Here is a 13,224-nt window from a genome sequence, read left to right on the forward strand (position 1 = left end):
ATGCAACCGTTCACCATTATCAGCGGCAGCGCCGCGCCGTTTCTGGCGGCCAACATCGACACCGACGTGATCATGCCCAAGCAGTTCCTCAAGGGCATTGATCGTCAGGGGCTGGATCGGGGGCTGTTTTTCGATTTGCGTTTTCTGGCCTCGGGTGAGCCCAATCCCGAGTTCGTGCTCAATCAGCCCGCCTGGCAGGAAGCGGCATTTCTGGTGACCGGGCCAAATTTCGGCTGCGGCTCCAGCCGTGAGCACGCGGTGTGGGGCTTGAAGCAGGTCGGCATCCGGGCGCTGATCGGCACCACGTTCGCCGGGATTTTCTACGACAACTGTCAGCGCAACGGCGTGTTGGCAATTGAGCTCGATGCCGCGCAGCTCAAGCAGGTCGCCGACATCATCAGCGTTCCGGCGACCGCGCATATCCGCGTTAACTTGCCCGAGCAGACCATCGAACTGGCGGACGGAACACGGATCGCTTTCGAGATTGATGAACTGCGCAAACAGTCACTGTTGCTGGGACTGGACGCTATCGGCACAACACTGCAACGGGCGGGGCAGATTCGCGCGTTTGAAGCGCGACATCTGGCAGAAAATCCCTGGCTGGGCTGAACACAAAAAACCGGGGGGCTCACTGAACCACCCGGTTTTTCATTCGACGGACAAGTCGCGGAAATACTCTTCGAGAAACTCCACGCAGACCCGCAACTTGGCCGACTCGCTGAGCCGTGTCGGGTACACCGCCCAGACGTTGGCACTCTGGGTGTAATCCTCCAGCACCTGCACCAGCCGCCCCTGCTCAAGCATCGGTTTGACGTCCCACATCGAGCGCAACAGAATCCCGCCGCCGCTCAAGGCCCACTCCATGACGATCTCGCCGCTGTTGGAGGACAGCGGGCCGCGGACCCGCACCGATTCCTGCTGTCCGTCCTTGGTGAGTTCCCAGATGCCGAACGCATTGTTGCGTTCCTTCAGCACCAGGCAATCGTGGTCTTGCAGATCTTCGAGGGTTTGCGGCGTGCCCCGGCGTTCAAGGTAGTCCGGCGTGGCACACAGCACCCGCCGGTTGCTGACCAGTTTGCGCGCCAGGTGCTGGCCCGGCAGGTCATCGCCCACCAGAATCTCCAGGTCGAAGCCCTCGCCCACCAGATCGACCACGCGGTCGAATACGTCCAGGCGAATGTCGAGCTTCGGGCAGGTTCGGGCCAGTTGGCTGATCGCCGGTGCGACGTGATTGCGGCCAAACCCGAAGCTGCTGCAAATGTGCAGCGAACCCGCCGGCTGTTGCCGGGCCTGGGCAATCTCGCCGAGAAAGTCATCGAAATCTCCCAGCAGCTTTTCTGCCCAGACGCGTACCCGCTCCCCATCGTCGGTCAGGGCGATGCGACGGGTCGTGCGGTGCAACAGCTTTGTCGAGAGCGTGCTTTCGAGCACCGCGATGCGTTTGCTGACGTAGGCCGGCGAATAGCCCAACTCGTCGGCGGCGCTGGCAAAGCTGTTCTTGCGGATGACCGTCAGGAATACCTTGAGGTCTTCGGGCAAGGGAAACTGGTCACGATTCGTGTTCATACAGCGCGCTCATCCACTGCCTGCTTCATGATTCGCGCAGGATAGCAGCGGCCATGACCGTTCGGCGCTTTTTCTGGCAGCCCCGAACAAACAGGGCTAGGGTTGCGTGGCTGGCGATATGCTGGCCACTTGGCAAACGTCTCTCGACGAACGCCATCAGCAGCACTGGAAGAAAAATCAGGGATGGTTTTTGTGCTTGCGGGTTAATGCACTCTTGATGAGTGAACAACCTATCCCTGTGTTTCGTTGCTTTCTATCAAGGACAGAAAGATGACCAACGTACAGGCGAACTTCTCTTGCCCTCTGCCACGGCAGACGCGCCTCCCGACTCCGGACAGCAGGCCGGACAGCAGACCCGACGGTTTCGGCTGACGCCCGCGGCGTCGCATCGGCGCCCATTCAATCACCACGATTTGACGGATCCGGACGGATCAGGCGTTCACCTCGCCAGGCACCACTGTCGCCAGTGTTTCCTGCCGCTGGCTGTCGCCTGCCTGTCAGGAAAGACGCCCCTCGCCTGAAGGGGATGTTCGGCAACCACCACGAGGAAACCCTCGATATGACTGGCTCAAAACACAACATGCCGCCTTACGGCGTCGCCATCCAGAGCGCCATCACGGGAGGCGATCTGCAACAGATGAAGACTTTGTTGAAGCAGCGCGATTCAACGAAGCCGGAAGCGAAGGAGCTGCAAACAGCGTACGAAAAACTGGCCAAAGAAGTTTCCCGTCTGGAAAAACACTAAGGCCATTAACCCCATTGCAATGGAGGCAATTCACATGTCTGGTTCAGTTCAGCAACAAAATGTCGGCTTGTTCCCCGTGAGCTATCGGATCGGTACGGGTCAGCCGGGGGCGCAGAGCCTTGCGCTCAACCTGCTGGTTTCCACACCGCAGCATGAAGTCAGCGGCACCTCCGCCATCACTCAGGCAACCAATCCTCCGCTGGACATCGATTCGGATGTCTGGGGCGAATACACCTACCTGACGGTCATGAAGCCGGGTGTCAGTAAAATCCTGATTACCGCCGAGGGCAATGAAGGCGGCCCCGGCTCCAACTCCATCGTGAACTTCAAGATTCAACTGGTGGTCGGCACCGACTGGCGTGAAGGCGTGGCCAATTACGAGTATTTCGACGGGCAACGCTGGCACGAACTGAACAACGTGCCGGCGCATCTGGTCGAGGTGCCCTCGAATGTCTTCCAGCCGTTCCATCCCGGCCCGGTGATTCTTCCGCATCCGCCGATCCTGCCGCTGTATGCCGCGCCGATTCAGAGCGCCATCGCCAGTGGCGACCTGGCCCAGATGAAAAACCTGGCGAAACTTGCCCAGCAGCAACTGGATCAGCAACCCCAACTGCAAAAGGCATTGGACGCCGCCAAGAGCGAAATCAGCAAGCTGCAGGCCCGCTGATTCGACCACTGAGTCCGCCATTCACTTAAGGGAGTAAGCACCATGTCGATTGGACTTTTTCATACCCGCCTCATCGCCAGCAACTCACTGCTCGGCGCTCCGGTTCTGACACTCGACCTCGTGGTCGATACCGTGCGTAAAAAAGTCAGCGGCGCTGCCAGCGTCTTTCAAAGCACCTGGCCACCGGTCAATTTCCATGCCCGGGTCTGGGGCGATTATTCCGAGGCACGGCTGACCCCATCGACCGAGAATTACATCATTCTCACCCTCGAAGGCAGCCCGAGCGGTCCGCTGAGTCAGATTGCGCAGACCTTCAGCCTCAAGGGCATCCTCGACGACTGGACCAGCGGCTTTGTCGATTACCGTTACAACGAGGGAGGCCAGTGGCACTACGTGAGGCACGTTGCTGTGCATCAGGCGCCGACCATCGAGCCGCAACCGCACGAGCGTCACTTCCAGCCGCTGTATGCCGTGGCCGTGCAACAAGCGCAAACCAGTGGCGATCTGGCGCAGCTGAAAACCGTGGTGCAACAGGGCGAACAGCAACTGGCCCACCAGGGCGCATTGCGCAGTGCCCTTGAGCAACTGAACGCAGAAATCGCGCGTCTGGAAGCACGCTAAACCGCACGCCCCGGGCGAGGCCACTGCTGGCCTCGCCCGGTCTTGCGGCGAATCGAGATCAGTCCAATCGTGCCGCGCACAGGACCGTGCGCAAGGATCTCCCATGACAGACATCCGCCCTGCCCGCTACCTCAGTGACACCGACCTCAAGCGCTACGTGCCGGTGCACGTGGTCTGGGAAATCACCCTGGCCTGCGACCTCAAATGCCTGCATTGCGGCTCGCGTGCGGGGCATCGACGCCCCGATGAACTCAACACCCGTGAATGCCTCGATGTCATCGACTCCCTCGCCGCACTCGGTACCCGCGAGATCACCCTGATCGGCGGCGAAGCCTATTTGCGCAAGGACTGGACGCAATTGATCCAGGCCATCCACGACCACGGCATGTACTGCGCGATCCAGACCGGCGGGCGCAATCTGACGCCGGCGAAGATGCAGGCCGCTGTCGATGCGGGCCTCAACGGAGTCGGGATTTCTCTGGATGGGCTCGCGCCGTTGCACGACAAGGTGCGCAACGTTCCCGGCTCATTCGACAAAGCGGTCGATACCCTGCGCCGGGCCAAGGCGTCCGGGCTGGCGGTGAGCGTCAACACCCAGATCGGTGCGGCGACTCTGCCTGACTTGCCGGAGTTGATGGACACCATCATCGAACTCGGCGCCACCCACTGGCAGATCCAGATCACCGTGGCCATGGGCAATGCCGTGGATCACCCGGAACTCTTGCTGCAACCCTATCAATTGCTGGAAGTGATGCCGCTGCTCGCGCGGCTGTACCGCGAAGGCGTGGACCGCGGCTTGTTGATGAACGTCGGCAATAACATCGGCTATTACGGTCCTTACGAACATTTGTGGCGCGGTTTCGGTGACGAGCGCGTGCACTGGAGCGGCTGCGCGGCGGGTCAGACCGTGCTGGCGCTCGAAGCCGACGGCACGGTGAAAGGCTGCCCGTCACTGGCGACCGTCGGGTTCTCCGGCGGCAACGTGCGCAACATGAGCCTGCACGATATCTGGCACTACAGCGAAGGCATCCACTTCGGCCGCCTGCGCTCGGTCGACGACCTGTGGGGCTACTGCCGCAGTTGCTACTACAACGATGTCTGCCGGGGCGGCTGCACCTGGACATCCCACTCGCTGCTGGGCAAACCCGGCAACAACCCGTACTGCCATTACCGTACCCTGGAACTGCAAAAACGCGGACTGCGCGAGCGCATCGTCAAGCTCGAAGACGCCGCGCAGCGCTCCTTCGCCGTCGGCCGTTTCGATCTGATCACCGAACGCATCGACACCGGCGAGCAAGTCAGCAGCGTCAGCGACAGCGGCCAGGTGATCAAACTGGCGTGGATCAATCAGGGCCAGAAGTCGCCGGAGGAAGGACGCATCCCCGTGCAACTGGCGCTGTGCCGCAGTTGCCTGCAGTACATTCATCCCCACGAATCGATCTGCCCGCACTGCCACGCCGACGTCGCGGCGGCCGAAGCCAGGCACCAGACGGATCGGGCTCGTCAGCAGGCGATCATGAACACGTTGACGGGATTGCTGGGGGTGGCGCCGAGTACGTTGGTGTGAAATCGGGTCCGGGCGCCCGCAGGATTCGGGCGCCTGGACCGCCAGGACGTCCTGAAAATCCGGCACTTTCAGCCGCTCCGGGAAATAAGTAGCTGTTTTCCATGAAATTTATTTGCCTGAGGGGTTCCCAGAACGCAAGAGCGCTGGTAAAGTGCCGCCCACTGTTGCAGAGGTCCTCCCGGGGCTGAACACAATAGCTACAGGGGCGTCGCCAAGCGGTAAGGCAGCAGGTTTTGATCCTGCCATGCGTTGGTTCGAATCCAGCCGCCCCTGCCATTTTTTTCCTCGTTTCACCCTCCTCCGCTTTATCTCTGCCTCAACGGCAAATCACTTTTTCGAATTCAACGTAATCGCCGAACGCACCAGCGTTTTCAGTGCCGTTGCATCTATTTCGTCGTCTTCGTGAACATCAATCGCCCGCCGGGTATTACCTTCAAGACTGGCATTGAACAGTCCCGACGGATCCTCCAGCGCCGCGCCCTTGGCGAAGGTCATTTTCACCACGGCCTTGTAGGTTTCCCCGGTGCAGATGATGCCGTTGTGTGACCAGACCGGAACGCCCCGCCACTTCCACTCCTCGATAACCTCCGGATCGGCCTCGTGAATGATCGCGCGGATCTCGGCCAGTTTCTGGCCGCGCCAGTCGTTCAGTTCGTTGATTCTGGCGTCGATCAGCGCCGAGGGGTTCCCGGTTGCCGCGCCGCTGCTGTCCTTCTTCATTTCCTTGTTCTCCGAAAACCTTGTCCGCTATCCAGCGTAGCGCCGACTGCGTCAAACGCCGGGCAAAAAAAAGCCCCGCAAGGTGCGGGGCAAAGGAATTGGTTGGTTGCGGCCAACCAAAGGAGCATCGTCAAAAGCGCTGACCGTCAGGCGTTACAGGCACTCCTGGGCAGCCCGTTCAAAACTCGACGGCATGAAACTCGACGCCAGCAAGTGGCGCTCGTACAAGAACACCTTGCCGCCGTCCTGCGCCTTGTAGGCTTCCAGCACGTTGTCCGCCGACACTTTGCTCGGCACCACGATCCGGTAGCTGCGCTGGGTCTGGGAGACAGTCGGGTTCATCGCACTGTTCTGCAGTTTCGGCACGACGCATTCGGCGTACTGGGCTGGGGTCTTGTGGGTCTGCAAGGTCAGCGTCGGGGCGTTCGGCGCGGAAGCGCAGGCGGTCAGCAGCAAAGTGGCAGAAGCCATAGCAGGGATAAAAAAGGCTCGCATGGATAAAATCCTGAAAATAAAAGGTTCGGTTCTCAAGCAACGTTCAGCGTCACGGGCGCTGCCGTTGCGATTTCTGATTTGGGTGTTCAGCCTGCACTCACCAGGGCCTTGAGCGAATCATCGAACTGCTTCAAGGCGCTGAATTGCAGGTCCCGCTGTTTTTCGATCTGGGCTGCAACCTCGGGCGCAGCCTTGTTGTGAACCCACACCGACGGCAGCTGTTTTTCCACCGCACCTTCGGCCCTGCCGATGTATTGCAGGTTGGCGTCGTAGAAGCGTGCGGCGAAGCGCGCTTCGACCTGGCTGTTACGCTGGGTCAGCAGACGGTTGTGGGTGTCGAGCATCACCACCACGTCGGGATGGGCCTGCACCAGTTGATCCAGGCTGTCGTAGACCGTCACCGAGAGAAACTGCTGTTGCAGCGAGCTCATCAGCCAGTCGATGGCCAGTTCCGGGTCGGAGCTGTCGACGAAGGCCTCGCGAATCCGCGCATCGAGCGCATCCTTGGCACCGTGCACCGCCACATCGTGGTAACGCTCGAGGTATTGCAGGTTGTCCAGGGTGTTTTCGCTGTACAGCACACCCACGGTTTGCGAATGCTGCAGTCCGCTGCTGGCGCCGCCGATGGGAAGAAAATGGCACGTACCGGCGTCGGCTGCGTAAGTCGGTGCAGAGGTGGCTACCCCGCCCATCAGCAGGGCGACCAAAGCCAGTCGGGTCAGAGTCTTCATCGCGCAAATTCCTTGAGCTGCGTTTCGATGGAGGCGATTTTCCGCCTGTCGGCCGCAAAGCAGAACTTGCGTTTCTTGATGGTCACTATTACTTGAACCAATAGTTGCGCAGCGTGCAGACTGCTGCACACTCGATCACAACGAAAACAAATGAGGATTTTCCGTGCGAACCTTTGATCTGATCCGCGATGCCGTCCTGCCCGAATTCCGCGACCGGGTGGCCGAATACCTCGTCGAATACGAAACCGTGCTGGGCCAGTCGGCGGACGATTCGGAGTCGGTGCGGGCCGTGGCCAATCAGTTGCGTGGTTATCTGCGCGGGCTCAATACCACGCGGGTGCTGGGCATGGCGGACTGGGAAGAACTCGACCGGCGCGTGCTGGACACCTGGCTCGCGCATACGCGATGAACCGCTAGACTCTTCAGGCTGCGCCCGCAGCGCCAGACCTGGAGGTGTCCTGTGAGCAATAACACCGAACCGACGACGTTTACCGGATGGGCCGCCACCTCGGCCGGCGCTCCGCTGGAGCGCTACAGCTACGATCCCGGCCCGCTCGGGGATGAAGAAGTCGAAGTCGCCGTGGAATATTGCGGCGTCTGTCACTCCGACCAGTCGCTGATCGACAACGACTGGGGTATCAGCCAATACCCGTTCATTCCCGGCCACGAAGTGGTCGGCCGCATCGTGCGTACAGGCCCGCAGGTTCGCGGACTGGAAGTCGGCCAGCGCGTGGGCATCGGCTGGTACAAGGGCAGCTGCATGCATTGCTCTTCCTGTATCGGCGGTTCCCATCACCTATGCGCTACCGCCAAACCGACGATCATCGGCAGCCACGGCGGTTTCGCCGATCGGCTGCGCACTCACTGGGCCTGGGCGCTGAAACTCCCGGACAACCTCGACCCCGCCCTCGCCGGCCCGTTGTTCTGCGCCGGTTCCACGGTATTCAACCCGCTGGTGGAGTTCGACATCAAGCCGACCGACCGGGTCGGCGTGGTGGGCATCGGCGGCCTCGGCCACCTGGCGCTGCGCTTTCTCAATGCGTGGGGCTGCGACGTCACGGCGTTCACCTCGTCGCTGAGCAAACAGGACGAAGCCAAACGCCTTGGCGCCCACAAGGTCGTTGCCTCCACCGACAGCAATGCCTTGAAAGCGATTGCTGGCACACTGGACTTCCTGCTGATCACCGCCAATGCCAACCTCGACTGGACGGCAATGCTCGCCACCCTGCGCGGCAAAGGCCGGCTGCACTTCGTCGGCATCGTGCCCGACGCGATTCCGGTGCACGTGTTCAATCTCATCCCCCAGCAAAAGTCCCTGTCAGCCTCACCGGTGGGCTCGCCCGCCACGGCGGCGACCATGCTGGAATTCTGTGCACGGCATCAGATCCTGCCGCAGGTGGAGGAATTTCCGATGAGCAAGGTCAACGAAGCGGTCGACCATCTGCGCAGTGGCAAGGCGCGGTATCGGATTGTGTTGAACGCCAGCAAATGAATGAAAGGCGTATGAGTTAACTGCTCATGCGCCTTTTTTGTGCCCGGAGAAACGCTGTTTCATGGTTTTCTCGCTGTTCTCCTTATTCCGTAAATCAAGCAGACGGCCATTTTTTAATCTTTTATCGCTATTAGTGATGCCCCTTATGATGGCTCGCGCCTGCACTCAACTCATAAAAAGGGACGTTCCATGCAAAAAAGCCTATTGGTGGCTGCACTGTTTCTGGCAATCAGCGGTTGTGCCACGCCTCCTCCCTCCTCCGTACACACCAAAGATCCCGCCAGTTCAACCCTGCAAGGCGATGCCACGCGCCCGGCCCAGGCGCAGTGGGTGCGCACCGAGTTGTATTTCTCGGTGGGGTCGATCGATGGCAAGGAAGGTATGGTGAGCCCGGCGCGCTGGCGCGAGTTTCTCGATCAGGAAGTGACGTCGCGGTTCCCGGACGGTTTCACCGTGCTGGACGCCTACGGGCAGTGGAAGGACCATGACGCGAAAGTGCCTGAACGGCTGGCGACCAAGGTGATTGTGATCCTGCACGAAAGCAGCCCGAAGCGTGAAAGCGACATCGAGGCGATTCGTTTGGCGTACAAGCGCATAACGGGGGATTTGTCGGTGTTGCGCTTGTCTCAGCCGGCGGTGGTGTCCTTCTGATTGTTTGCCCTCATTAGATCGCTTTCCCTCACCCCAGCCCTCTCCCGGGGGGAGAGGGAGCCGATTGGGGGATGCTTCAGTACTACGCCGACGTGAACGTGTTCTGCTGAATCCATAATCGACTCAGTGTTTCAGGTCGATGGATAGCGTCAGACACCTCGGTTAGCTCCCTCTCCCTCCGGGAGAGGGCTGGGGTGAGGGCCTGGCATAATTCGCCCCACCGCAGCCAACAGCACAGCCCCAACCACCAACACCCCAATCCCCAAAAAAGCCCCCAACCCCACCACCGTCACGCTGGAATACAGCATGTAAATGCACAACCCAAAGAACAGCAGCGGCAACAACGGATAAAGCGGCACCCTGACCGGCCGCGGCACTTCGGGAAATCGCCGCCGCAGAATGATCAACGCCAGGCTGCTCAAACTCAAAAATAACCAGTACACCGGCGTCAGATACTCAACCATCGTGTTGAAACCGCTCTGGGTAAAACTGCCGAACAACACCAACAACAACGCCACCGCACCCTCCGCCAGCAACGCCTTGCGCGGCACGCCATCGCGTTCGTCCCACTCGCCGAAACGACGCAGTTGCGGCACGTCGCGGGCGGCGGCGTAGGTGGTGCGGGCGCCAACCAGCAGGGTCGAATTGATGGTGGCGATGGCTGCGATGCCGACCATCAGCAGGATCAGCATCACCCCCGGCGCACCGAACGCGCGGTTCAACAACTCCACCGCCGGCGCATTACTCGCCGCCAGGCCTTCGAATCCCAGACCTTGGACGAAGGCCCAATTCAGCGCCAGATAGATCGCCATCAACACCGTCAGTGCGCCGAGCATGGCGATGAAGATTCCGCGTCGGCCATCGCGCACTTCCGCCGACAACGTCGCCGCATCGCTCCAGCCGCCGAAGGCCAGAAACACAAAGATCATCGCGGCGGAAAACCCTGCCGCGCCGGTGTGTTCCGGCACAACCGGATCGCTGGGCGGCGTCGGTTCGATCCCTTTCCACGCCAGCCAGACCCCGGCGCTGGCAATGCTCAGGAACCCGAGAGCAAGCAGCCCGACCAGAACGGTCTGGGTGATGAAACCAATGTGCTTGCCCATCAGATTCAGCAGCACCAATGCCGCAATGACCGCGCCGGCAAACAGTCCCGCTCCGTACTGTCCCAGCGGAAAAACCGCGTTGAAGTAATCGGCAAACATGAACGCCGACAACGCGATCCACCCGGTGTGCATCACCGAGAAGCGCGACCAGGCGAACAGGAAACCCATGCGCTCGCCGTAGGCGGTGCGCAGAAAATGATAGTCACCGCCCGGGTGCGGAAACGCGGTGGCCATTTCGGCAAAGCACAAGGCCCCGGCCATCGACGCCAATCCGCCGAGGACCCAGACCCAATAGAAATGTTCCGGCCCGACGTTCAAGGCAACGGTCGGCGCGGTTTTGAGAATATCGGTGGTGATGACCATGCCCAGGGTGATCAGCAACGCCTGGAATACCGGCAAATGGCGTTGGGGGCCGTTGGTTTTACTCATGCGTGATCCTGCAGAGGGTCCGCCATCCATGGCGGTAAATCTCAGAAGCCGTAAGTGGCGCGGGCGTAGTAGTAAGCGCCGTTGGTGCCAATCGGTGAGAGCACGTCGTACGGCAGGTTGCCGCCGTAGTTGATGGCCGAACCGGAGCGTTCCGGATAGTTGTCGGTCAGGTTGTTGCCGCCCAGGGCGATGTTGAATTTCGGGGTGAATTTGTAGGTCACCTCGGCGTCCAGTTGCCAGACCGCGCCATAGGTTTGCTCGGGCTGCGAGTCGCCGAAATCGAACACCCGGGTGGTCTCGCCCTGACGGGTCAGACGTCCGAGCAAGCCCCAGTGTTCGCTGGCCCAGTTGGCAGAAAACACGAAGCGATCCTTCGGTGCGGCATCCGTCAGTGTGTTGGTTTCCTCGACACCCACCAGCGCATCGTTGCCGATCCCCAGCGCGGTCAGCTGCGATGGCGTGCCCTTGGTGCTGGTGACCTTGGTGTGGTTGTAGGTGTACGCGGTGGTCAGGCCCAGTTGCCCTTCGTAGAACGGCTGATGGTAGTTGAGCACCAGTTCCGCACCGTGGGTGCTGGTGTCGGCGGCGTTGGTGAAGAAGTTCACGTCGTGCACGCCCGGCACGCCGAAGTTGTCATTGATGTAGCTTTCCAGGGCGTCGCTGCCGATGCGCTGGGACAGTGTAATGCGATCCTTGACGTCGATGCGGAACACATCGAGGGACGCATCGAAGCGTTCGTTCAACTGGAACGTCAGGCCGAGGCTGTAGTTGTTCGAGGTTTCCGGATCGAGCTTCTGCGCACCGAGGGCCCGGGCAATCGGATCATTGACCGACAGCACACGAATGTCGGTGAGCGTGCCGCCCTCGCCGAAGTTGCTGGTGGTGTTCTGGAAGCCGCTCTGCGCCAGCGAAGGTGCGCGGAAGTTGTTCGACACCGCGCCCCGCACGGCCCACTGCTCGGTCAGCTTGTAGCGGCCACTGAGCTTGCCGGTGAGTTTGCTGCCGGCATCGTCGTAATGCTCCCAGCGGGTGGCGGCGTCGACGAAGAACCGGTCAGTGAGATCCCCGGACAATTCGGCGTAGGTGCCGAAGACGTTGCGATCCAGATCCGACTCTTCGCTCGGGCGCAAACCGTTGGCGCCGTCGGCCCCGGAGCCGATGTAAGAAGCCTCGTCACCGGCGAACGTCAGGTAGTTCTCGTAACGATATTCACCGCCCAGCGCCAGCACGAACGAGCGGCCGCCGAGGCGCAGCTCACGACTGAAATCGAGGTTGGCGGTGGTCTGGCGCAGCTCGTAATCGCCGGTGTCAAAACGGGTCGGCGAGTCCGCACCGAGGCTGACGTTGAGGGTGCGGCGAGTGGCCGATTCGAAGCGGTTGCGGCCATGGGTCAGGCTGCTGTCGAAGTCCCAATCGTCGCCGATCAGGCCCTTGAAACCGGCGGTGGCGGAAATGTCGGTGTTGTCGCCAAGGGATTGCGGCAGGTAGCCGTTGGGATAGAACTGCGGCTGCTCCGACGGATAACGGTAGAACTCGGCGCCGGTGGTATGGCGCTGGTTGTAAGTGCCGAAGCTGTAGGCCTTGCCGCCGGCCAACGGCAGTTCACCGTTGAACCACAGGTTCACATCCCGCGCCAGGCCATCGCCCATCACGTAGTTACGCTGGCCCGGCGAGTCGGCAAAACCATCGAAACCGGCACGGTTGGTCGGGTTGCGATTCTTGTACTCGGTGCCGCCACGAATGAACCCGCCCTCCTCGCCAAGTCGGGTGCCGATCTTGGCGGTGGTCACACTGTTCTGGCCGTCGGTGGTGGTGCGGTCGATGGCGTCCTGATGAGTGTGATACGCACCGTAACTGGTGGAGATTTCACCGCCTTCGGGAGCGTCGTCGAGGATGATGTTGATCACCCCGGCAATCGCATCGGAACCGTACTGCGCACCGGCGCCGTCACGCAGCACTTCGATGCGTTTGATGGCGCTGATCGGGATCGAGTTGAAGTCCACCGGCGCCGTGCCGCGACCGATTTTCGACGAATCGTTGACCACCGCCGAGGTGTGCCGGCGCTTGCCGTTGACCAGCACCAGCACCTGGTCCGGGCTCATGCCCCGCAGCTGTGCGGCGCGCACATGGTCGGCGCCGCCGGAGTTGGACTGGCGCGGCAGGCTGAACGACGGCAACAGCGTCTGCAACGCCGCGCCCAGTTCGCCGTCGGCGGCACCGGCGGACTTGAGGTCTTCGGCGGTCAGCACATCCACCGGCACTGGCGAATCCAGTACCGTACGCGCCGTGCCCCGGGTGCCGGTGACCAGCACGGTGCCCAGCCGTGTGTCATCGTCAACGTGGGTGGAAGTCTCCTCGGCCTGCGCAGGAAGTTGCCAGATCGCACTGACAACAGCGACGGCCAGTAATGAACGGGAACGGTGAATCATGTGACAGC

The 13,224-nt window shown here is 61.0% G+C and carries 14 protein-coding genes and 1 tRNA gene; 9 read left to right on the plus strand and 6 right to left on the minus strand.

Translation table 11 applies throughout. The features are described from left to right. Window positions 1-609 (plus strand): 3-isopropylmalate dehydratase small subunit, encoded by a 609-nt coding sequence (leuD, locus tag OQ248_RS27365; protein WP_265814772.1) that lies wholly within the window; start codon window positions 1-3, stop codon window positions 607-609. Between the two features lie 39 nt (window positions 610-648). Here leuD and OQ248_RS27370 read toward each other — a convergent pair whose 3' ends face one another. Then, a complete protein-coding gene (locus OQ248_RS27370) occupies window positions 649-1,566 on the minus strand; it encodes a LysR substrate-binding domain-containing protein (protein WP_265814773.1) in 918 nt (305 codons plus the stop codon). A 559-nt stretch (window positions 1,567-2,125) separates the two neighbouring features. On the opposite strand from OQ248_RS27370, the gene OQ248_RS27375 reads away from it, so the two are divergent. From OQ248_RS27375 to OQ248_RS27395, 5 genes are all read left to right on the plus strand, one after another. Next, a complete protein-coding gene (locus OQ248_RS27375) occupies window positions 2,126-2,311 on the plus strand; it encodes a DUF1843 domain-containing protein (RefSeq protein WP_085708738.1) in 186 nt (61 codons plus the stop codon). 34 nt (window positions 2,312-2,345) lie between these two features. Continuing rightward, the gene (locus tag OQ248_RS27380; protein ID WP_085708430.1) at window positions 2,346-2,978 is read left to right on the plus strand and encodes a DUF1842 domain-containing protein; all 633 of its coding nucleotides are present in this window, start codon (window positions 2,346-2,348) and stop codon (window positions 2,976-2,978) included. Window positions 2,979-3,020: 42 nt separating this feature from the next. After that, a complete protein-coding gene (locus OQ248_RS27385; protein WP_265814774.1) occupies window positions 3,021-3,599 on the plus strand; it encodes a DUF1842 domain-containing protein in 579 nt (192 codons plus the stop codon). A gap of 103 nt (window positions 3,600-3,702) precedes the next feature. Then, complete coding sequence (locus OQ248_RS27390; RefSeq protein WP_265814775.1) at window positions 3,703-5,166, plus strand: GDL motif peptide-associated radical SAM/SPASM maturase; 1,464 nt, start codon at window positions 3,703-3,705, stop codon at window positions 5,164-5,166. A gap of 201 nt (window positions 5,167-5,367) precedes the next feature. Further along, a tRNA-Gln gene (locus tag OQ248_RS27395) sits at window positions 5,368-5,442 on the plus strand. 51 nt (window positions 5,443-5,493) lie between these two features. Here the strand turns inward: OQ248_RS27395 and OQ248_RS27400 are convergent. From OQ248_RS27400 to OQ248_RS27410, 3 genes are all read right to left on the minus strand, one after another. Beyond that, the gene (locus OQ248_RS27400; protein ID WP_265814776.1) at window positions 5,494-5,886 is read right to left on the minus strand and encodes a DUF1801 domain-containing protein; all 393 of its coding nucleotides are present in this window, start codon (window positions 5,884-5,886) and stop codon (window positions 5,494-5,496) included. Window positions 5,887-6,039: 153 nt separating this feature from the next. Further along, the gene (locus tag OQ248_RS27405) at window positions 6,040-6,381 is read right to left on the minus strand and encodes a hypothetical protein (RefSeq protein WP_265814777.1); all 342 of its coding nucleotides are present in this window, start codon (window positions 6,379-6,381) and stop codon (window positions 6,040-6,042) included. Window positions 6,382-6,467: 86 nt separating this feature from the next. Continuing rightward, window positions 6,468-7,112: an ATPase gene (locus tag OQ248_RS27410; protein ID WP_265814778.1), complete on the minus strand. Its 645-nt coding sequence runs from the start codon at window positions 7,110-7,112 to the stop codon at window positions 6,468-6,470. A gap of 163 nt (window positions 7,113-7,275) precedes the next feature. On the opposite strand from OQ248_RS27410, the gene OQ248_RS27415 reads away from it, so the two are divergent. The 3 genes from OQ248_RS27415 (at window position 7,276) to OQ248_RS27425 (ending at window position 9,255) form a co-directional block, all read left to right on the plus strand. After that, entirely contained in the window at window positions 7,276-7,521 is a 246-nt protein-coding gene (locus tag OQ248_RS27415) for a hypothetical protein (protein WP_114882441.1), read from the plus strand. A gap of 51 nt (window positions 7,522-7,572) precedes the next feature. Beyond that, on the plus strand, window positions 7,573-8,604 hold the full coding sequence (locus OQ248_RS27420) for an NAD(P)-dependent alcohol dehydrogenase (protein ID WP_265814779.1): 1,032 nt from the start codon (window positions 7,573-7,575) through the stop codon (window positions 8,602-8,604). Between the two features lie 189 nt (window positions 8,605-8,793). Beyond that, the gene (locus OQ248_RS27425) at window positions 8,794-9,255 is read left to right on the plus strand and encodes a DUF3574 domain-containing protein (protein ID WP_265814780.1); all 462 of its coding nucleotides are present in this window, start codon (window positions 8,794-8,796) and stop codon (window positions 9,253-9,255) included. Between the two features lie 149 nt (window positions 9,256-9,404). Here the strand turns inward: OQ248_RS27425 and OQ248_RS27430 are convergent, their stop codons facing one another. Together OQ248_RS27430 and OQ248_RS27435 are read right to left on the minus strand one after the other, a co-directional pair. Beyond that, window positions 9,405-10,787 (minus strand): APC family permease, encoded by a 1,383-nt coding sequence (locus OQ248_RS27430; RefSeq protein ID WP_265814781.1) that lies wholly within the window; start codon window positions 10,785-10,787, stop codon window positions 9,405-9,407. Window positions 10,788-10,828: 41 nt separating this feature from the next. Beyond that, window positions 10,829-13,216: a TonB-dependent receptor gene (locus OQ248_RS27435; RefSeq protein ID WP_265814782.1), complete on the minus strand. Its 2,388-nt coding sequence runs from the start codon at window positions 13,214-13,216 to the stop codon at window positions 10,829-10,831. Window positions 13,217-13,224 lie beyond the last annotated feature (8 nt).

Origin of the sequence: Pseudomonas sp. COW5, from assembly GCF_026240005.1 — a bacterium.
Taxonomy (GTDB): domain Bacteria; phylum Pseudomonadota; class Gammaproteobacteria; order Pseudomonadales; family Pseudomonadaceae; genus Aquipseudomonas; species Aquipseudomonas kribbensis.